Annotated in this window: 16 protein-coding genes; 4 read left to right on the top strand and 12 right to left on the bottom strand. The window is 36.0% G+C overall.

All coding sequences use genetic code 11. The features are described 5' to 3' along the window. Positions 1 to 82: 82 nt before the first annotated feature. Genes MKY51_RS02940 through MKY51_RS02930 form a run of 3 tightly spaced genes read right to left on the bottom strand, consistent with a single transcriptional unit; the run spans position 83 to position 3,582 of the window. The gene (locus tag MKY51_RS02940; protein ID WP_339175190.1) at positions 83 to 1,582 is read right to left on the bottom strand and encodes a sugar ABC transporter ATP-binding protein; all 1,500 of its coding nucleotides are present in this window, start codon (positions 1,580 to 1,582) and stop codon (positions 83 to 85) included. Positions 1,583 to 1,594: 12 nt separating this feature from the next. Then, on the bottom strand, positions 1,595 to 2,602 hold the full coding sequence (locus tag MKY51_RS02935) for a Gfo/Idh/MocA family oxidoreductase (protein WP_339175188.1): 1,008 nt from the start codon (positions 2,600 to 2,602) through the stop codon (positions 1,595 to 1,597). Further along, positions 2,599 to 3,582 (bottom strand): Gfo/Idh/MocA family oxidoreductase, encoded by a 984-nt coding sequence (locus MKY51_RS02930; protein WP_339175186.1) that lies wholly within the window; start codon positions 3,580 to 3,582, stop codon positions 2,599 to 2,601. Before MKY51_RS02930 ends, MKY51_RS02935 begins: the two co-directional genes overlap by 4 nt. A gap of 767 nt (positions 3,583 to 4,349) precedes the next feature. Here MKY51_RS02930 and MKY51_RS02925 point away from each other — a divergent pair. Together MKY51_RS02925 and MKY51_RS02920 are read left to right on the top strand one after the other, a co-directional pair. Then, the gene (locus MKY51_RS02925) at positions 4,350 to 4,856 is read left to right on the top strand and encodes a hypothetical protein (RefSeq protein WP_339175184.1); all 507 of its coding nucleotides are present in this window, start codon (positions 4,350 to 4,352) and stop codon (positions 4,854 to 4,856) included. Positions 4,857 to 5,105: 249 nt separating this feature from the next. Then, positions 5,106 to 5,456, top strand: a complete 351-nt coding sequence (locus MKY51_RS02920) for a cyclic-phosphate processing receiver domain-containing protein (RefSeq protein WP_339175182.1) — start codon at positions 5,106 to 5,108, stop codon at positions 5,454 to 5,456. An 86-nt stretch (positions 5,457 to 5,542) separates the two neighbouring features. Here the strand turns inward: MKY51_RS02920 and MKY51_RS02915 are convergent, their stop codons facing one another. The 6 genes from MKY51_RS02915 to MKY51_RS02890 all read right to left on the bottom strand — a co-directional run bounded on the left by MKY51_RS02915 (position 5,543) and on the right by MKY51_RS02890 (position 12,961). Continuing rightward, positions 5,543 to 5,740, bottom strand: a complete 198-nt coding sequence (locus tag MKY51_RS02915; RefSeq protein ID WP_339175181.1) for a hypothetical protein — start codon at positions 5,738 to 5,740, stop codon at positions 5,543 to 5,545. A gap of 225 nt (positions 5,741 to 5,965) precedes the next feature. Continuing rightward, a complete protein-coding gene (locus tag MKY51_RS02910) occupies positions 5,966 to 9,361 on the bottom strand; it encodes a hypothetical protein (RefSeq protein ID WP_339175179.1) in 3,396 nt (1,131 codons plus the stop codon). 107 nt (positions 9,362 to 9,468) lie between these two features. After that, positions 9,469 to 10,311 carry a tyrosine-type recombinase/integrase gene (locus MKY51_RS02905; RefSeq protein WP_339175178.1) on the bottom strand — a complete coding sequence of 281 codons (843 nt, stop codon included), beginning with the start codon at positions 10,309 to 10,311 and terminating at the stop codon, positions 9,469 to 9,471. A gap of 13 nt (positions 10,312 to 10,324) precedes the next feature. Beyond that, positions 10,325 to 11,206 carry a tyrosine-type recombinase/integrase gene (locus MKY51_RS02900; RefSeq protein WP_339175177.1) on the bottom strand — a complete coding sequence of 294 codons (882 nt, stop codon included), beginning with the start codon at positions 11,204 to 11,206 and terminating at the stop codon, positions 10,325 to 10,327. A 21-nt stretch (positions 11,207 to 11,227) separates the two neighbouring features. Beyond that, the gene (xerA, locus tag MKY51_RS02895) at positions 11,228 to 12,058 is read right to left on the bottom strand and encodes a site-specific tyrosine recombinase/integron integrase (RefSeq protein WP_339175175.1); all 831 of its coding nucleotides are present in this window, start codon (positions 12,056 to 12,058) and stop codon (positions 11,228 to 11,230) included. 6 nt (positions 12,059 to 12,064) lie between these two features. Next, complete coding sequence (locus MKY51_RS02890) at positions 12,065 to 12,961, bottom strand: tyrosine-type recombinase/integrase (RefSeq protein ID WP_339175174.1); 897 nt, start codon at positions 12,959 to 12,961, stop codon at positions 12,065 to 12,067. Between the two features lie 361 nt (positions 12,962 to 13,322). On the opposite strand from MKY51_RS02890, the gene MKY51_RS02885 reads away from it, so the two are divergent. After that, the gene (locus MKY51_RS02885; protein ID WP_339175173.1) at positions 13,323 to 13,526 is read left to right on the top strand and encodes a hypothetical protein; all 204 of its coding nucleotides are present in this window, start codon (positions 13,323 to 13,325) and stop codon (positions 13,524 to 13,526) included. A 279-nt stretch (positions 13,527 to 13,805) separates the two neighbouring features. Further along, positions 13,806 to 14,789, top strand: coding sequence for a helix-turn-helix transcriptional regulator (locus MKY51_RS02880; protein WP_339175172.1), 984 nt, complete (start codon positions 13,806 to 13,808; stop codon positions 14,787 to 14,789). A 470-nt stretch (positions 14,790 to 15,259) separates the two neighbouring features. Here the strand turns inward: MKY51_RS02880 and MKY51_RS02875 are convergent, their stop codons facing one another. The 3 genes from MKY51_RS02875 to MKY51_RS02865 all read right to left on the bottom strand — a co-directional run bounded on the left by MKY51_RS02875 (position 15,260) and on the right by MKY51_RS02865 (position 21,353). Next, entirely contained in the window at positions 15,260 to 15,568 is a 309-nt protein-coding gene (locus MKY51_RS02875; RefSeq protein WP_339175171.1) for a hypothetical protein, read from the bottom strand. Between the two features lie 467 nt (positions 15,569 to 16,035). Then, complete coding sequence (locus MKY51_RS02870; RefSeq protein WP_339175169.1) at positions 16,036 to 16,497, bottom strand: hypothetical protein; 462 nt, start codon at positions 16,495 to 16,497, stop codon at positions 16,036 to 16,038. 929 nt (positions 16,498 to 17,426) lie between these two features. Then, on the bottom strand, positions 17,427 to 21,353 hold the full coding sequence (locus MKY51_RS02865) for an S-layer homology domain-containing protein (RefSeq protein ID WP_339175168.1): 3,927 nt from the start codon (positions 21,351 to 21,353) through the stop codon (positions 17,427 to 17,429). Positions 21,354 to 21,780 lie beyond the last annotated feature (427 nt).

Raw genomic sequence — 21,780 nt, 5'->3', positions numbered from 1 at the left:
TTATAATTAAATCTGCTTTTCTCGGCCTCAACACTAATTTCCCCGCCTATTTCCGTTAGTTTTTCCATTACAGTTTCCCCCTTTATAAGCCAATTGTAGCCGCTTTCATTATTTGTTCTTGCGTAGCTTCTGCGATTGGTAAATCCGCTGTAATTCTTCCGGTATTCATTACTAGTACACGGTCACACATACCGAGGATTTCCGGTAAATCTGACGAAATCATGATTACAACCTTACCTTCATCAACCAATGTATTCATCAGACGATATACTTCAACCTTTGCCCCTACATCAATCCCCCTTGTTGGTTCATCAAAGATAAATACATCGGCATTTGTACAAAGCCATTTGGCAATCACAACTTTCTGCTGGTTCCCTCCACTGAAATGTCGGGCATTCAACTCAATGTTATTTGGTCTTACCTGTAAATCCTGAATGTAGTTGTTTGCCTGTTCTTTCATTGCCTTTAAATCCAATAATCTTGACCTGCCAGTAAACTTCTTCATATTTGCGAGACAGACATTTAGATCAAGCGGCAAATCAAGCAACAGTCCCTCCGACTTTCTATCTTCTGTAATAAAGGCGATTCCCGCATCAATTGCCTGCCGTGGATTTTTAATTTTCTTTTCTTTTCCGTTAATCAATATTTTTCCGGAAACTCGTTTATCTGCACTAAATATAGCCCTCGCCAACTCAGTCCGGCCCGCTCCGACTAACCCCGAAATCCCGACAATTTCACCATAGTGAACATCCAGATTAATCGGTTCTTGACCTGCTTCCACAACAAAGTCCCTTAAACTGAAGCCAACTTCTCCGCGTTCAAAATCTTTCTTAGGGAACTTTTCATCCAATGAACGCCCTACCATCAGCTCAATCCATTCATCAGGTGTAGTAGTAGCCACTTCTACCGTGTCGATGGAGTTACCATCCCTTAAAATCGTAATCCGGTCTCCCAAACGCTGAATTTCTTCCAAACGGTGGGAAATAAAGATAATAGCAATCCCTTCATTTCTCAACTGATCAACAATTTTATAGAGCTGTTCGACTTCCCGACCACTTAAACTGGATGTCGGTTCGTCCATAATAATGAGTTTGGCCTCCAGAATAAGCGCCTTCGCAATTTCGACAAGTTGCTGCTGACCCATTCCTAAATTGCCTAATGTTTCAGTTGCTAAAAGAGGATTTTGACCGAGTCGAACTAATAATTCTTTTGCCTTTTCAATCATCTGTTTCCGGTTAAGCAAGCTGAACCTACTATTTTTTAATTCTCGTCCCAAGAAAATATTTTCATAGACTGTTAGTTCCTCAATAACATTTAATTCCTGATAAATCGTTGCTATCCCGATTTCCATTGCTTCAATAGGTGTGTTAATTTTTACAGGTTGTCCTTCCCAGTAAATTTCACCCTTATCCAATGAATAGGCCCCTGTTAAGATTTTAATCAACGTTGATTTTCCCGCGCCATTTTCACCAAGTAATACATGTACTTCTGCAGGTCTTACATTAAAATCGACCCCTTTTAAAACATGATTACTCGAAAAGCTTTTGAATAGTTTTTTCACTTCTAATAATGGTTGTATCATCCTGTCACTCCCTTAAGCATTTGTTGGAATGAGCACGCCATTCTGTTTAAAAGACTGGGTCGCAGCATGAGCTACTTTCAATGCCCGAATACTATCACTCACAGTTGCCAATGAAGGTAGTCCTTGTTCGATCGCATTTGCGAAAGCGCTTAACTCATTGACATAAGCAGAGGTAAAGCGTTCCTGGAACACAGGAATAATTTCATGTCGGTTTCCGCTGTCTGTCAAAATTTGAACATTGGACTTCCGGTTACTGCCGATTAAGAGTGTCCCTTCTGTGCCGATTACTTCTGTTCTTACATCATAGCCATAGAATGCATTACGACTTCCTTCTAAATCTCCAATGTAACCGTTTTCAAATTTTAGGAAAGCCAATGCCTGATCCACATCTCCCACCTGACTGAACTCCGGGTATTTTATAATACTGCCAAAAGCAGCAATCTCTGAAACGGTTGTCCCCATCAAATAGTGTGCTAGATCAATGTCATGTATCATCAAATCAATAAAGATTCCTCCACTGCGCTCTATAAAGGATAGAGGTGGTGCATATGGATCACGGCTTATACTTTTAAAATAAATTGGCTGACCAATCGCTCCTTCATTTATTGCTCGCTTTGCCTCCATATAGTCAAAATCAAAGCGTCTCATGAAGCCGATCTGGCAAAATCCATTAGTTTCAACCAGTACTTGTTCTATCTTTAAAGATTCCTCTAAATCGAGGGTAAGCGGTTTCTCAACAAAGACAGCTTTACCTGCTTTTAAAGCACCTGTTACTAATTCAAAGTGAGTTGTAGTAGATGAAACGATAACTACGGCTTGTATACTTTCATCTTCAAAAATATCTTCAGGGCGCTCTGTATATTGAGGTATCCCATATTTCATAGCAACCTCTTGAGCGATTTCCAACTTATTATCACAGACAATTCCTAAGTTAAAATTTCTAATTTTCAGTAAATTTCCTACATGACTAATCCCTAACCTCCCTAGCCCGATTAATGCTACAGAAATCATTTCCTTCATTCCCCCAGTCCAGTAAGTATTCGGTTATTTAATGATTCATGTGCTTTTTGTATATACTTCATATTTTGAATGGATGATTCCAAATATTGTTTAGCAACGTCCGGATTATTTATACATCGTTCAAATTCTTCTATTTGACGTAAATACTGGTCATCTTCAATTTTATGTTCTTCTATTATTTTACGATTCTCATCATAAATCGTAATATGACCTTTTTTGTCGTAGGATAAATCAGGTCTAAAACTGTGTTCTACCCGTATGCTGCCTTTTGTACCTATGATTTCATACATATCATAAAATGGCATATTCATAGAACAAACAAAAGTAGCCGTCACTCCATATTGGTCAACCATCGTGCATACACCCGTCAAGTCCACATCTTGTCCTTCAGTTTTAATATAGTGGATATGACTAGGCTGAAACTTTAAAATTTGTGTAATTACATGCATACAATAACAACCAACATCATTCAAAGCACCCCCGCCTAAATTAGCCTTTAAGCGAATATCATTTTCATCTTCAATCTGCCATGAAAAATGTGCCTTGATATGCTTTATATCCCCGAGCTCTCCTTTGTCTATAAATGCCTTAACAATATTATGCTGCGCATGATGCTGGTACATAAAAGCTTCTAAAACAACTTTTTCTGTTTCATGTTGGGCAGCGATTACTTCCTCTACTTGTTCAAGATTTACAGCTAAAGGTTTCTCCACCAATACATGTTTACCTGCCTCCAAAGCTTTTACAACATATTTGGCATGTAACTCATTTGGTAATGGGATGTAGATTGAATCCAGTTTTTCATCTGCTAATAGCTCTTCATACGAATCATAAGCTGTCTGAATTTGAAAACGTTCTACTTTAGTTATTGATTTAGAGGCAATGGCTGTTACTTTGGATGTCGGACTTTTTTTGATAGCAGGTACAACTTGTTCAAATGCAATATTGGCTGCACTTAAAATTCCCCATTTTAATTCCACCTATAGAAACCTCCTATGTAAATTTAGTTAAGCGCTTTCCTTATTGCTAATTGTAATTGCAAGAATAGTAAATTTCAAGAATATTTTTGCATTATTTAGAATTTTCTTAATTATTATAACGAAAAACAGATTAATTAATTTTATCTATATAATAATTACGATAATTTCTCTTATGATTTTATAATGTTATAGCTGAATTTTTTATTTAATAATTTTATTAATATAAGAAATATTGTTTAAATAAGAAAAGCGATGTAACCGCTAAAATAAACTGGTTCTTACGGGCTTTTGGTGAAGTAGTACGAGTTTATGTATAACTTTTAAATAACAGTAAATTTTTTGGGGCAAAAGGATTCTTCGCAAAACCATTTACGAGATTTTAAGTGAATGTTGATGTGCTGTGTCCCAGATGAAAGATCAAGTAAAAATCGGGGGTAGTAGCTATGCAAATACTTACTTTTTGTACTGCAAGACGGACAAAATGCATAGGGTTTCGTATGTTGCAGGTAGAGTAGTATAGCTTTATCACTAGTTTGTATCATTTGCAGAGACAATTATTTTCAGGTGCATGCCAAGGAATTAACATGGAAATCAGTCCTTTTAATATTATACCCCAAAAACAAAGATTATTTCTTTCACCAAAAGTGCGTAAGAACCATATTAGCTTGACGGTTACAACGGTTAAACGTGATAGAGGAAACATGGAAAACTTGCAACAGGTGGAAGTTGAAACAGGTGCTTAAGCAACAACTAAACCAAAGCCATTAATGAATGCTTCAAGTGAGCAATCTTCTATACCATCAAAAGATTCTATTCAACTTTTAATGAATGCTCTATTATCCTGCGATAAGGATTACGTAGATGAAAAGATACCCTTGTGGCTAAAAGAAATACAAACTGATTTGTTCAATCAATTATCTCCTTATACATTAGAAGATTTAAAGAAACTTATTACAGCGGTGACACGAAATTGGATAAATGAAGCAGAAAAGAAGAATACATTTGAAAATGGTACTTGCCACATCCAAGGTTGTATTACGCAGGATGAACAAAAGTATTTCTTCTCTCTTCAATTAAATGAGTTTGCTCTAACGCTTAACTTGCTTCAAAAAGACCAACACCAAGCTCAATATTTTGAGGAGTGGCTGGGAGTATGTAGTATTAGCTATTCAATGCAACAAACATTACCATATGCCAAAACCGAAGATGAAATATCTCATTACTTATGGTTTAATCCGCAGGTTTCCATTGCTGGTATGTTCAGATACTTATAAAACTTGCCTATTAATATTGATAAAATACAAATAAAAGAGCCTCGTCTTAACTGGTATATCCAAGAAGTAATTTAGTGAAGGCAGAGCAAACTTTTAACTAACAACATGACAAATAGAATGTTACCATTATAATAGCTTTTTGCAGAATTAGTTAAAGGACTATTTCTGCTTTTATTTTTATATAGGTCAGAATCAATATATACTATAAAATATTAGTAACTTTAGTCAGTACGGAAAGGAATTCATATGATGATTAACGTATATGTGGATGATTTAAGAGATTGTCCTATTGGTTTTGTCGTGGCAAGAACGTATCAACAAGCAATTCACTTACTTGAAAATAACGAAGTAGATATACTTTCTCTTGATCATGATTTAGGTGAAGATCTACAAGGTAATCTACTGCCAACAGGTTATGACTTAGTAAAATATATTTGTGAAAAAGGGTTACGGGCAAACAAAATATATCTTCATACGGACAACCCTGTTGGTAGAGAGAATATGTATCATACACTACATGGAGCGAAACGAAGAGGTTTCATTGATTCAGATATTGAAATTTTCCACTATTCTATTACTGAAAATAAATATACCGAATGAAGTAATACTAAATAATTGAACAAACAATCTATTCAGTATGAAAAAGAATGGGCAGTCCACTACTTATTGAGATTACCCATATTTGATTAAATTTTTGAACTGTTCAACCCCAGTACCACAAACTTCTCTCTGTCGCTGTCTCCAATGAAATCATGAATGATGTTTGCTGCATCCTCTGGCGATCGAATACGTCTTCCTGAAAACAACTGCGATCCCTTTCTCTCTAACACTACATCCACCAACTGAATTCTTTTTGCAGGTACTTTCTTTTGCTTCTCTTCCATTTGTTATTCCTCCTCAAAATAGAAAATGCCCTTCACTCCCCACTCGGAATGAAAGGCATCTTTTTATTACTTCATAGTAATATTAAATATTTTAAAAGTAAGTTATTACGGCTTTGAACATGAGCGTAGGCGGAAGGGCAAAAAGAAAAGCCCTACACAGCCGAAGCCATGTAGAGCCTTTCGTCAATTCTGTAATTATCAAAATTGCTTATGCGGAAGGTCTAATTACTTAATTGTTGCTGTACCATCTGCAGAAATTTCGATTGTAGCAATTTTATCAGCATCAGCAACTTTTTCTGTACCATCGTAATTTGTACCTTTTTTAACTAAAGTAATGTTAAATGGAGTACCGTAGTTGGCAGTTTTACCACCCTTAGCAACAATAAATGCTGCCTCTGAGAATAATGGACCGTTAACTAATACTTTATCGCCATCAATTTTAATGTTTTCAGTATAAATTTTGATGTCACTAGTAGTAAGTGTTTTTAATTTTTCTAGGTCACGACCAGCTGCATCTTCATCAGAGAATTTAAGTGCTTGTAATTCTACTAAACGATCTTTTAATGCATTCTGGATAGTTGCTAAATCAGTTGGAACTTGGCGAGCACCAGTACTATCTAATACAAAGTTTGATAACACTTTTTCAACTTCTTCATCAAGAGTTATAACTTCAGCTGTACCATCTACTACCTTTTCAATCTTAACTGTATCAGCTGTATATTTTTTATCTGCAGATGAAACCGTTAATACTAATTCAACAGTTGTATCTTCCCATTTAGGAGTTACTTTACCAGCTTTTGAGATAACTGCTTCATCTGAAGAAGATTTAATTGCAACTGTGTATCCATTTGCAACTGTTGGTAATACAACTTGATTATTTACAACTTCTACAGATGTAATTTTTTCAGCTTCTGCTTTTACTGCAGCTTCTGCACCAACTACTGCTTTATCATCTACAGTTAAATCATTCCCTGCAGAGTCTTTAGCAGTTACACCAGCAGGGTTAACTGCAGTAATTGTAGTGCCATTTGGAGCTACAATGTTTGCTGTATTTGAAGTAACGTTTACTTCTGCTGGAGTACCCGTACCATCAATTACAACAGGAGATGAAGTTGCAACTGTAATTGTACCATTTACAGTACCGTTATTAGTAAACTTAACGCCATCTGTATCGTTAATTACTACATTATTAACTGTTGCAGCAGTATCAACTACGAATGAAGATGATGAAGCTGCATTAATAGTAGTAGTTCCTGATACAGTAGAAGTTCCTGTATAAGTAACGTGAGCTAAGTTAGCATTTACTGTTAAATCCGTATAGTTACCGCTGATATCAACCGTAGTTGCATTAGCTGCATTTACTGTTAAATGTTTAGCCGTAGTTAAGTTAACAGTTAATGTAGTTGCAGGGCTATTAATTGTAATATCATCTGTTGCAGTTGGAGCAGTACCACCAGCAGCTGTAATTGCAGCATTGTTAATAGTAGTTACACCATCAGCAATTAACTTATTAATTGTTGCTTGTACTGGAACCGTTACATTTGTTTCAACAATGTTGTAATAAATATTACCAGCAGCATCTTTAGCTACAGTTACTCGTGCACCTTTAGAAAGTTCAGCTTCAAACGTTGCAACATCAACTGTGCTGTTGTTTTGACGAATGTTTGTTGCATCGTATTCATAATTGTATACTTTACCGTCTGCTGCAATTAAATCAAATGTTTTATTAGTTTTATCTAATAATGAAGCATTCGTGTAACCAGTAATTCCTGTAACTGAAGCATAAGTTGTAAATCCAGCAGTTAAAGTCTCAGTTGGTAAGAATGTTTCACCAGATTGAGATGAAGTAGCATATACAGATACAGATGTTGGAGATGATGCCACCACACGAACATTAATTGAAGACTGATTAGCATTTAATGTTTTTGTGATTTGTTTTGTAGCATGTGCATCCACAAATGTTGTACCATCAACAGTTACAGCACCTTCACCAGTAGTAACATTGAATGTTACTTGAGTTGATTTGTTAGCTTTACGTACTTTACCATTTTGGTCAACTAAAGAATAAGTAAAGTTAGCAGCTTCACGAGAAACTGAGAATGATTCTTGTTTTTTGCTTGAATCATTTAATAAACGTAAACCTGCAGCATAAGTTACTTCATCTGTGAAGTAAGTAATAGCATCTGTTGCTTGAGTATCACTGCTATCGAAGAATGATGTAGTTGATTTACTATCGTTAATGAATACGATTGGTTGTACATAATCTTCTTTAGTGTTATTTGTTACTGTAAATGTTACTTTACCATCTTTATCAGTAGTTAAAGCATATACATGATAACCAGGTGATGATGTTGCTTGGCGTGGTACAGCAACTTCGTCTTCATTTAATAATACAAAGTTTGTACCAGATGAAAGACCTACAGTTGGAATTGCAACATAAACTGTTGAACCAGCAGCAACTGGTTTACCGTCTTCTTTAGTGTAAGAAACTACATAGTCACGTCCACCTGTACCATTACTATTTGAAATAGCTGCATTTTGAACACCTTCAGCTTTTAAAGTTAAACCATAGTTTACTGCGCGTTCAAATTTAACTTCTGAACCTACAGCTTGAACCGCTAAAGGATTATATGAAGCATTATAGTGTGATAAATTTGATAAGCTTGCTGTAACATTTGATGGCGCATTAGTTAATGTACCTTCATATACCACTGGAACAGCAGAAGCATTAGCACCTGTTAACACTAAGTTAGCTTTACCATTTGCATCTAATTTTACAGCAATTACTTGCTGATTTCCTAAAGTAGATAGGTATGGATATTTATTTGATGCTAAACCTACTGGAGTACCAGAAGCATTTAATTGTCCTAATACACCGTTTGTGCCAACAGTGTGTACAGTATTACCTTCTACAGTTACACCTTTAGCAACTTTATCAGGAGCAACATTTAAGTTACCTTGGAATGCTACGAATACATATCCGCCTTTGAAGTTAGCAGAGTTGATTTCGTATACTTTGTTAGCACCGTTAGTAATAGTAGTTTTTTCAGTAACGTCTTTAATTGTTAATTGTTTAGCTGCTGCCCAGTATACTTTACCAGCTTGGAACTTCGTACGATCACCAGTTGCATAAGCTACAACATCGTCAGAAGTGTTAGCATAACGAGTATAAGTATAAGTAGCTACACCGTTTGCATCAGTTGTTGCTTCAAATAATTGAGGTGTATTTAAAGAACCAGTACCTGTTACGTTAAATGTTACAGGAATACCTGCTTTTGATTGACCTTCAGCTACAGTAACTTGAGCTTTTACTGTTACTTCTTGACCAAGAACACCTTGTTGAGAACGTTCAACTAATGAAATACCTGTTGGAATTACAGCAGAAATACCTGTGAATTTACCAACTGAAGCACCGTTTACAGTTACTGTATACTCTTTACCAGCTGTTTGAGCAGCAGTAGTTAATACTACAGTTTTAGCATCTGTTTGTTTCACAACTTTGTTAGAGATTGTTAAACCTTCGATAGCGAAGTTTAATTCAGATACATCAGTTACTGTATCAGCAAATGTTACTTCAACAGTAGTATTGTTAATTGCCTTTTTCATACCCAACTCAATCAATAAAAAAAGCCCCAATCCCTTTGGTATCAAGGATTCGGACGTTTATATAATAGGGGAGTTAGTATAGTTAATAATAATTTTACGAAATAGTCCCCTTTTCTATCAGCTCACATCCACGTATCATATTGAAGCTTTCGCGCTTCATTATATAACCGTGCATAGAGCTGGCTTTGTTGTAGATTCTCGTGTCCCAAGAGAGATTGAATGCACATCAAAGGCATGCCTTTAATCGCTAAATGGGCAGCAAACGTATGTCGTAATGTATGGGGAGTCAAAGAAATGCCAAGATCCTTCGCATACTTTTGAAACCGCATTTGAATGGTCCGTACGCTAAGCGGTGCACCCTTTGCATTTAAAAATAATTCCGGACGTGAATCGGACCGTCCCTGTAGATACGCCTGTAGATATTCTGCACATTCTCGCGTAAATAATACAATACGCGCTTTTTTCCGTTTCCCTTTTGGAATATGGATTGTTCGCTCCTCCCAATCAATATCTCCTTGCTGAATGGCCGTGAATTCACTGATCCGAACTCCTGAAGTATATAAAAGCTCGACGATTGCCCGTTCCATTTGATTCTCACGAACCAGCTGCCTTAACTCCAGTAATTGTTCCTTTCGAAGATATCGGGGAAGTTTCTCCTCAATTTTAGGGAACTGAATGGATTGGAGGGGATTACTGCTGATGAGTTCTTCGTCCACACAGTAGTCAAAAAAGAGACGAAGGCCAAATAACTTCGTTGAAATGGTGCTCGGTTTCAACTTTTCTTTTTCTAACTGCAGCATCCAACTACGAATATCCTGTACAGTAATAGTATAAAACGATTGGTTGCAATAGGCGAGCATTTGCGTGACCGCTCGTTGATAAAGCGCGAGTGTATTTACATCGAGTCGCCCTTGGTATTCCAGTATAAATTGTTGAAGGCACTTTTCGGATGTCATTTTTTCCATTGTCCATTCTCCCTTATCCCATATATTTCCGGTACAGCGAAACGATTTTTTCTTGAGGCAGTCGCGCATAAATTTGTGTCGTTGCAATATTTGTATGTCCTAATTCATCTGCAATGAAGGATAATTCCGCCCCCTTACTTAGTAATTCTGTCGCAAACGTGTGACGTAACCGGTGGGGGTGTAATTGCGTTTTCAGTTGGGCTTCTTCCCCAATGTCCTGAATAATAATTTGGATACTTCGTATCCCGAGTCGTTTCCCATTCGAACTTACAAATAAGGCTTCACCCGGCTTCTTTTGGGAAGCCAGGTACCGCTCTATAAAGAGAGCACATTTTTCGGAAAAATGGACTTCTCGTATTTTCTTCCCTTTTCCTACAACATGGGCCGTACGCATTTCGAGATTAATATGGTCTCGATTTAATCCAACCAGTTCAGCTACCCGACAGCCAGACGTTAATAAAAACTCAACAATCGCTTGATTTCTATATGTCGTTTCCTCTGACTGTCGACGCATTTTGGCGATTTCACCTTTCTCTAAATATTTCGGTATGGGTTGTGGCAATCGAGGGAACCAACGCGTTTTAATCGGTGACTTCTCGATTTTCTCTTCCCGTACACAAAACGTATAAAAGGATGACAACACACTTAGACGTAATTTATACGTTATATCCTTCACCTGGCTTTCATGTTGTTGAAACCAATTCAGAATGGCTTCAGATGAAAGCGATGCAAATGATTCTGGACACTCACTAAAAAATCGGCCTAAAAACTGACGATAGAGCACGATAGTACCCTGACTATAATTCCCCAATTTCAAACTTAGTAAATAGTCATTCACGGCTGCTTGATTCATTTCGTTCGGTAGTACTTCTGTTAACTCCCAATATTTTTCCAATGCAGATTCCTCATTCCCTTATTATTGATATTGGTCATATTTCTTTTTACGTGCATGTTCCATTAGACGCGTGTAGATCCGAGTACTATTAATATTTACATGTCCCAGCAACTCCTGAATATAACTTTGTGGCATGTTTTTTTCAGCCAAATGTGCTGCAAACGTATGGCGCATCGTATGTGGTCTCACCTTAAATCCTAGCTCTTCAGAAAAGTGTCGAAATTGTTGTTCCACAAACACACGGCTTAATGGGCCCCCTCGGTGATTCGAAATCAAGTACACACTCTCTTTTTCTCTTTTTTCCAAATAGGTTCTTAAGCGTTCTGCACAATCATGGGTAAAGAGGACAAACCGTTCCTTATTTCCTTTTCCTTTTCGTATCCAAATTTGCCGTGAATCCCATTTCACATCCTCCAACTTAATTTGCAATAGTTCACTTATGCGAACACCCGTCGCATATAACGTCTCCACGATTGCTCGGTCTCGTGGTTCCTGACGAGTTAATTCCTGTAGCAATGCAACTTCTCTTCTCGAAAGATAATAAGGAAGCGAATCATCGATTTTTGGTGTATGGATTGTCAGCGTCGGATTCTTAATTACTTTACTTTCTTCCATACAATAGTTATAAAATGATTTCAATGCAGCCAACTTCAGATGAATGGACCGTGGCTTTAACTCCTTTTCTTCCAAATGTGCTAACCAAGCTCGGATGTCCGTCGCTTTTACCTCGTCAAAATCTTTCTCACAAAAGAGAAAAAACTGAGTAAGTGCAATGCGGTAACCTCGAATGGTTTCAGGGCTAAATCGCGTCTGGTGATCATTAAAGAAAGCCTGTAGTATTTCTATCTTCATTCCTATCTACCCCATTCTGTTCTGATAAGCTAATAGCATTTCCTCCGTTGGAATTTGTGCATAAACACGCGTTGTATTTAAGTTGGTATGTCCCAATTCATCGGCAATAAATTCTAATTCTGCTCCCTTGGCTAACATGTTCGTCGCAAAGGTATGCCGGCAACAGTGCGGATGCAATGTTTGCTTTAAGCCTGCTAATCTTCCAAGTTTCGTTGTAATTTTATAGATACCGCTTTGTTGAAGCGGCAGTCCGTATTTTGTCATAAATAACGGTTCTTTTATATCACTAGACCTCGTACCTAAGTATTCTTTTAAAATGAGCGCACACTCCTCTGAGAAGTGAACCTTCCTAATTTTTTTCCCTTTTCCTTGAACAACGGCAGTCCGTCGCTTTAAGTCAATATCTTCGATTACTAACTGAGCAACTTCAGACCTGCGGCATCCAGAAGAGAAGAGAAACAGAACAATTGCCCGATCTCTAAGAGGCAACATTTCCGCAGCCAATTTCACCTTCGCATACTCTTGTTCTGTCAAGAATTTGGGTAAAGGTTGTGGTGCTTTCGGTCCCCATCGCTTTTTCATCACCATTTTATCTAAATAGTCTTCGGCGAGACAAAAATTAAAAAATGAAGTCAAAATAGAAAGCGCAATAATCACCGTTGATTTCTTTTTGCCTTCCGAATAATTGTTCACCCATTCCAATACCTCTTCAGAGGTGAGCATATCCAATTCATTTTCATACTCAATGAAAAACCGTTCTAAGAAGGTGCGGTATCTTGAAATGGTAGATTCCGCCTTGTTCGCTAACTTCAAACTCAGCAAATATTCATTTAGTATCTTTCTTGTTTGTACTGGAATTGCTTCATGAGTACAAACCCAGTATTTTGCCTCCTGATATTCCATGTGTCACCATCCTTCCTCTACTTTTTTACCTTCTCTTTACTTACTACCATCGTTAACTGTTTTTTCCATTCTTATACGTGTCTTTGGAATTATTTGTAATTATTCTTTTGAAAAGATTCTTTATTAAATAAGCCTGGTTATAGAATGAGTAAAGAAATAAAGTTAAAAAACCCCAAAAATCAGTGTTTATTTCATACTAATTTTCAGAGGAATGAGATGGCGTTCTTTTAAATCACATTGATTTATAGAACAATCTAATCAAGTATGAATTATTTAGCGTAACGGAATTTATATTTCACGGTTACAAATAGAACAAATGTTCCTATAATAAATTTAGAACAAATTGAGGGAGTGTTTAGTTATGTTTGTTTATGTGATACAGATGCAATACTATGAAATTTTTGATGCCTATTGGAAAGATGTGACTGAATTTAAGGAGAAGAAAGCAGCCTATAAAAAGTTGAAGGAGTTAAGAAATGCTGCTTGGTTTGATGGTGAGTTAAGTACCAATTTTAGAGTTGTAAAACGAATTCGTCAGCAAAAAGTGAACGTACAAGAGCTCTAATGAATGGCAAATTATTTGTCACACAAAATGTAGGACATCTTTTTAATAGATGTCCTTTCTCGATTAATTTACGAGTTATTTAAGGGACCCAGATAGATCCTATAGTTATACTTGTCAGTATTAACTCCTTTTTTTGAATGGAGAGTTGGACTTATGATAAAAAAGAAGGAAGTAGTTGAAAACTATCATTCTAAAAAACCTCTTTCTTATTCTTTTTCTGTATAAATTTGAATCTATTTGGTTATAAATGAGACTAATAATTAAAAGAGGAGAATGATAATGAATCAAATTAAGAAGGGGAATACAATTGTAGATTTCAAAGTTTCCAAACCAATAGTAGCAGATAGCAAAGAAGGATTACTAACAGATGGAGAAAAATCTACGAAACACGAAAAACTCTATGTTCAATTGGGTAGTAAAATCAAAGAACTACGAACAGAGCAAGGGCTTACGCGAAAAGAACTCTCTTTAAAATTAGGTGTATCCTTAACTTATATAGCGCTAATTGAGCAAGGACACAAAGGGGGTGCAGACAATCTCTTGCATAGAATAGAAGAATTATTCAAACTAAAATCGAATACCCTAATAAAATTACGAGATAGTGGAACCAAGGAAAACTTGCAGCCGGTGGAAGTTGAAACAGATGCTGAAGCAATAACTGAACCACAGCCAATAACCAATCATTCAACTGAGCTATCATCTAAACCATCAGAAGAATCTATTACACTTCTGATGAATGCTCTATTATCCTGCGATAAGGATTACGTAGATAAAAAGATACCCTTGTGGCTAAAAGAAATACAAACTGATTTATTCAATCAATTATCTCCTTATACATTAGAAGATTTAAAGAAGCTTATTACAGCGGTGACACGAAATTGGATAAATGAAACGGAAGTTAAGAACTCATTTGAAGATGGTACTTGCCACATTCAAGGTTGCATTACGCATGATGAACAAAAGTATTTCTTCTCTCTTCAATTGAATGAGTTTGCTCTAACGCTTAACTTGCTTCAAAAAGACCAACATCAAGCTCAGTATTTTGAGGAATGGCTGGGGGTATGTAGTATTAGCTATTCAATGCAACAAATATTACCATATACCAAAACAAAAGAGGTAATATCTCATTACTTATGGTTTAACCCACAGGTTTCAATTATAGATATGTTTGGATACTTGAAGGACTTGCCTATTAATTTAGATAGAATGCATATAACAGAGCCTCGTCTTAACTGGTATATCTCACCGTCGCTACTGCTGTGACTACACCTGTAGCTGAACCAACTGTAGCAACTGCAATATTACTTGATTACCAATTTTTTATACCTTTGTCAGTAGTTGAAGCTGTTCTAGTTGTTGTTTCTCCTATTTGTAGGACTGTTGTCGATGTACCTAATACTGAAATAGATGCACCTATTGTTATGCTATTCTCGCCTTATACGTTTTACACGCTTTATAGCAAGCCTTCACCATGCAGGCGGCTTTCACCACACACGGCGATCCGTCAGCAGTTAAATCAGTTTTTTTTACTTATTTCCCCATTTATATTATATATCACGATGTTACTCATGATATATATTTCCCTTAAAATTCTGATAGAAATATAAAAAAGAAGTCCTATGCAAAATTTTACATAGGACTCCCTTCTAACTCACTTCATTGATCTTCTAGAATTGTAGACAATTATAAGAATTACTCGTGCACCCAGTACATGGTATTAAAAGCTAGCGTGCTTATTGTATATTCACCGCAGCATAAGCATTTTTGTATCCGTCTGCAATAACTTCGAAAACGGCTATTGGACGATCCATTACTTGCTCAGGTGAAATAACTGGAATCTCATCAATATCAATTGATATTGCATCTTGCTCATCGGGCTGATATAGAACAATTTCCCCTACATTTACATCAAATCTTTTAATCCTTATTTTCACAGCCGTTTCTTCAGAAGTGGCATAATAATACCATATCTCTTTAATACCACTTCTCCATTTTACGTTATCCGTAAATAAAAGCTGAGCAGTGTTGTTGAATTGACCCATGCTTAAAGTCGGTGGATTTTGATTACTATTCTCGTCTTATACCTAATTTTCGGTATTCGATCGAGCCTTCACCATGCAGGCGACTTTCATCGCACACAGCGATCCGTCAACGGTTAGATTATCGTTCACTTTACTTATTTCCCCATTTACATTATATATCACGATGTTACTCATGAATAGATTTTATTTTCACAAAAATTCTGTTAAAAATAAAAAAGAAGCCCTCTGCAAGATTTCACATAGGACTCCCGTCTAAATCACTTCATGGATTTTCATGAATGATAAACAATTATCAGAATTGTTTCTGCATCAGGTGCATGGCATTTCAAAAGTAAGGTATTACAGCTCTAAACATGAGCGCAGGCTAAAAGGCAAAAAGAAAAGCCCTACATAGCCGAAGCCATGTAGAGCCTTTCGTCAATTCTGGAATTGTAGACAATTGGCAGAATTATTCGTGCACCCGGTGCTTATTCGAAACTAATATCTGCTACTGCAGGAACATTATTAGCTTTGAATGTTCCTACTACAGAATATCCATTTGAATCAACTACTGTGAATGTTACATTTCTAATAGCTGTATTTTGTGCTTCTACTACTGCAGAAACCAATGATGTATCTGCATTATACCACTTGCTAACTGGTGATTGATTTGTATCCCAAGTATATTCTTTACCATCAAAAATGATTTTTTCCACTTTACTAGTATCAATTGAACCCATATATCTTGCAAATGTATTCATTACATATCTATCAATTGCATATGCTTTAGCTTCTTTACCGTTTACATTTCCATCAGTAATAGTTAAAGCATTATATAGAGATACAATACCATTTTCAGTTTGTGCCTTAGCAAAATCTACAGTGATAGTTCCATCTACTACAGTTCTATTGTTTGTAGTAATGTCAAGGAAGTTACCAGTAGCTTTCACAGGAGCTGTTGTATCAATATTTGTAGTTTGTAATTCTTGATTTAAAGTTTGTTTTGCTTGTACTTCTTCTGCGCTATTCTCGTCTTATACCATCTTATTTATATGGCTTTCGATTCGAGCCTTCACCGTACAGGCGCCTTTCAGCGCATACGGCGATCCATCAATAGTAAATAATTCTATTTCAATCTATATAAGTAATATTACACGCGGAAATATACCTACAAGGCAGTTATATATATAGGACCAATCAAATTACATGATTGGTCCTATTATATTAATAAGCGTTATTTTTGGGGAAATAAGCTTTACATAGAATTCTACCACTGACTGGGTTCCTTCGCTCCTGCTAGTTTTTTCCTCTTGTGATGTCACCACCACAATACAAACGGCTAGCGATCAACACTACTATGAACCCGCTGCCATCTTACTAGCTTCACTGGTGCTAACCCACCTCTTCTAGCAAGACTTCAAACGTTCCATTACTTCTATCCCTTATTTTTATGACCTTAGGCTCCCACTTTTCAGGAATGAGAACGACTAGTTTAACAGTCAATTATTCTAATCGCCATTACTTGATTTCACAAATAAGGATGAATACTAAACTCCTAGCTTCTACATAGTATTCACTAACTCATCCTGGATCAACATGGATTCGTCTCCTAGCCATAGCCATCTTTTAAAGAGCCCCGCCTCAATTCTTTGAGTACGACTTCACCTGACTTCATCCCTTTAACTGGTTAAGAGTCTCACTGGATGCAGGAGGATTAGGCACTTGCTTCCGACTGTTAGCAAGAGTAGGTATTTCACCCACTATATGGAAGTAACAGTTAGAACAAAACCTCATGTAAGTGGCTTATTAGGCATTATCATGAGGTTTGTTCCACTTCTTTCATTCATAAAGTTATGAATTTATGAAGTAACGTTTCGTTTTATTGTCCAGCAGGAGTTGCTTCTTTAATTGTTACAGTTACAGATTTAGTATCATTCACTGTTCCAACAGCTTTAGAAGTAATAGTAACTACTGCAGTAGTAGTTTCTCCAGCAGTAACTGCATCTGCTACCGTTACTGTTACTTTAGTAAGATCTACATCTTTTTCTACTAAAGCCTTAACTGCTGTTGCTAATTGAGATGCATTATATTCCCCAGCTGCAACTTCGTATGAATTTGCTACTTTTGCTTTTTCTGCTGCAACTTCTGCAGTTGCTTCAGATAATTTTTCTGCTTCTTCAGTAGCTGTTTTATCATCCTTAATTTCAATTTTAACAGCAGATGATTTTTTACCATCTTTAGCAACTGCAGTTACAGTAATTTCTTTAGCAACATTTTGTGCTTCTGTTAATGTATAAACTAATTTACCTTCTTTTTTAGTTAGATCTTTAGAAGCAACTGTTTTTGAATCATTAGCAGTTTCAAATAAATAAGACTCTATATTGTCAGATGAAGAAGCAGTAAATGTTAATTCACCTTTAATAGTACCTGTAGTTTTATCTTTATCTTCAAATTTAACATCTGTAACAGGTTTTACTTCAGTATTATTTTCAACAATATCTTTACCTGTGTTATTAGTAACATCTGCATCAGCATTAGTTACTGTTACTGCTGATACTGCAGAGTTCTTAGGAATAACAACTTGAGCTGCACCAGAAACTTTTACTGCATATGCTTGTGTACCATCTAGTGTTACAGAACCATTGCCAGTAACTTCTACTGTACCAGAAACTGTTCCATTGTTAACGAAACGAGCACCATTAGTATCACTGATAGTTACATCACCAACTAAAGTTCCTTCGTTAATGAATGAATTAGTATCAACATCAATAATATTTGTTGAACCAAGTACAGTTACACCTGTACCAACAGTTACAGTTGCTTTAGGAGCGTTAACATTTAATGCACCGTTAATATTACCTGAATTTTTTGCTACTAAATCAATTTTTTCAGCATTTGGTGCAACAATGTCTAACTTAGCAACTTTTTCAATATCAACTTTGATATCTAAATCAGCTGTTGTATCAATTACAATTGAATCTGAAGTGTTCAAAGGTAATGTTACAGTTGTTTCGTTATCTACGATTGCTTTCTTGATTAAATAGTCAACATTTTGTTGAGCAGATAGTGTTTTTGAAGATACAGTTGTATCAATAATATTGAATGTTAATTTACCTGCATCATCTTTACTTACTGTTAAACGAGCACCTGCTTCAACTAATGTTTCAAATGTATTTTCATACACTGTAGAGTTGTTTTGAAGTAAAGTTGCTCCATCGTAGCTGTACACATATACATTATTTTTATCATCAATTAATGTTAATGTGTTAGCAGTTTTATCTAGACCGCCAACTACAGTTACACCAGTAATTGCATTAGTAGCAAATTGAGTGAATGTAGCAGTTACAGAAGCTGGATCTGTAGAAGTTAATACGATACCTGCTTTTGAACCTGTAGCTGTTACTGTCGCTTCAGTCGGTGCAGCTGCATTAACTCTAATTTCTGCAGTTGAAGATCCTTTGCTAACTTTAGCTTTTACAGTTTTGTAGCTACCTGCTGGTACAGTTCCTTGACCAACGATAGTTAATGGAGCTGTTCCAGCGTATACTTCAAATGATACTTCTGTATCAGCATCGGCTTTACGAGTTTTTCCATTTTGGTCAACTAACACATATTGGAAATGTGCAGTTTCTTTACCAGCTACAAATGATTTAGCTGCCTTAGAACCATCTGTTAATTTTAATTTCGCTGCAAATTCTACTTTTGTTACGAAGTAAGTAATAGCACCTGTAGTCTGTAAATCACTGTCATCTAAAGAGATTCCAGCAGATGTACCGTTGTTAATAAATGCAACTGGTGCAATGTAATCATTTTCCTTAGAAGATGTTACTGTGAATGTTGCTTTACCTTCTTTGCCTACAGTTACGTTGTAGTAAACATATTTTGAATCAGAAGTTACGCTATTTAAACGCGTTTCATTTTCATCATATACTTCTACGTTTGATACATTTGATAATCCAGCTTTTGGAATACCTACAAGAACTTTTGTTCCAGAGTTAGCAACTTTTCCATCTTTGTCAGTGTAAGTAACTACATAGTCACGTCCACCAATACCATCTGAATTGCGAAGAGCTGCATCTTGAACACCTTGAGCTTCAATTGTTAAGCCTAATGAGTGTTTAAGTTCAAATTTAACTGTTGAAGCTTTTGCTTGTAAAGCTGTTGCATCATAAGTTACATCAGAGAAGTCTGTAACTACTGATCCAGGTGTTGATGAAGTAATTGATTTTAATGGTGCTTCAAATACGATTGGTGTTGCAGATGCACTTGAACCAGTCAATACTAAATTAGCTTTACCATTTGAATCAAGTTTTACTGCTGTTACAGCTTTTCCACCAGTTGTTACTTCATAAGGATATTTAGAAGTACCTAGGTCTGTTCCAACAGAATCATCTGATTTAATTGTGTAAGTACTTACACCTTCAACTACTACATTTTTTGTTAATTTATCTGGAGTAACATTTAAGTTTTCTGCAAATGTTACAAATACATATTTACCAGCATTTTTAGCAGAATCAATTTGGTAAACTTTCTTAGCACCATTTACTAAAGTAGTATCAGTAGTTACATCTTTAACTGTTAATTGAGCAGCATTAGACCAGTAAACTTTACCAGTTGAAAACTTAGTACGGTCACCAGTAGCATAAGCTACAACATCGTCAGTTGTGTTTGCATAACGAGTATAAGTATAAGTAGCTACACCGTTAGCATCAGTTGTTGCTTCAAATAATTGTGGCGTATTTAATGAACCAGTACCTGTTACGTTAAATGTTACAGGAATACCAGCTTTAGTTTGTCCATCAGCTACAGTAACTTGAGCTTTAACTGTTACTTGTTGACCAATAACGCCTTGTTGAGAACGCTCTACAACTGAAATACCTGTTGGAATTACAGCAGAAATACCTGTGAACTTGCCTACAGCATTACCGTTTACAGTTACTGTGTACTCTTTACCAGCTTCTTGAACAGCAGTAGTTAATACAGCAGTTTTAGAATCAGTTTGCTTAACTACAGCATTTTTAACTTCTAAACCTTCAATTTTGAATGTTAAGTCTTTAACATCAGCGATAGCATCAGCGAATGTTACTTCAACAGTAGTATTGTTAATTGCCTTAACAGTACCTGTTGTTGCAGCAGCACCAGAGAAGTCAGCATTGATTACATTGTTTAAGAATGTTGCGAATTGACCACGAGTTACTGTGTTCTTAGGTAAGAAGTTAGCAACAGAAGTGATATCGTAGAAGTCTAATACATCGATAGCTGTACGAGCTTCTGCTTTAGCAGTGTTGATGTCTTTTACTTCACGAGTGAAGTCTTGAGTAGCAACATACTCTTCAAGGCTTACATCATTTAAAGTGTTAACCATACGTACAAGGACGATAGCCATGTTTTCACGAGTGATTGCATCACCAGCTAATAATTTACCGTTTGAACCAGCGAATACGCCAGCATCAGCAACTACTGCTGCATACTCTAATAACTCTTTGTTTGTTTTTGAAGATAAATCAGCAAAGCGTGGGTTTGAAGTAGCGTCTGCTGGAATTGAATGACCTTGTGATACTAGGTATTTACCTAATAATTTAACTACGTCAGAACGAGTTAATTCTTTGTTAGGTTTGAAAGTACCGTCTGGATAACCAGAGATAACACCAGCGTCAACTAAAGCGTTGATCGCACCTTCGTGTGTGTTACCAGCGATATCAGATAGTGATGCAGCAGATGCAACTGGTACGATTGCAGATGCTACTAATGTAGCTGTCGCAGCTGTTGCTACGAATTTTTTGTATTTCTTTGGTTGGTTAGCCATTGAAAAATTTCCTCCTCATAAGTGAAAATAATAATTTTAGTTACCCACACGAAATATGTGCAGAAAAACTAACTACACATAAATTCTAGTAGTATACATTTACTATGTCAATCTTTTTTTGCCAATAAATCCAGAAATAGCCTGTTTTATAGTTTCTAAGATATGAATCCGTAAATATATTCAGATAACTTCAAATTTCTTTAATTATGACACACATATACTCATAAAAACAACTTTTTCTTTGGTAATTTATTTCCAAAGCTATTCAGATATAACTATTTTTAGTGGTAATTAATGGTTTATTACACAGTAATAAGAAGTATAAATGGATATATAACGCAATAATACCAAGGGTTTAAATGGAATTTATGTATTACAATTATTACTAATATTTTACTTTTGTAATATAATTATTATTTATATGACC

It is taken from the genome of Solibacillus sp. FSL R5-0691 (assembly GCF_037974225.1).
Classification (GTDB): domain Bacteria; phylum Bacillota; class Bacilli; order Bacillales_A; family Planococcaceae; genus Solibacillus.
The sequence above is the reverse complement of the archived record's forward strand: the minus strand, read 5'-3'. Positions and strand labels throughout refer to the sequence as shown.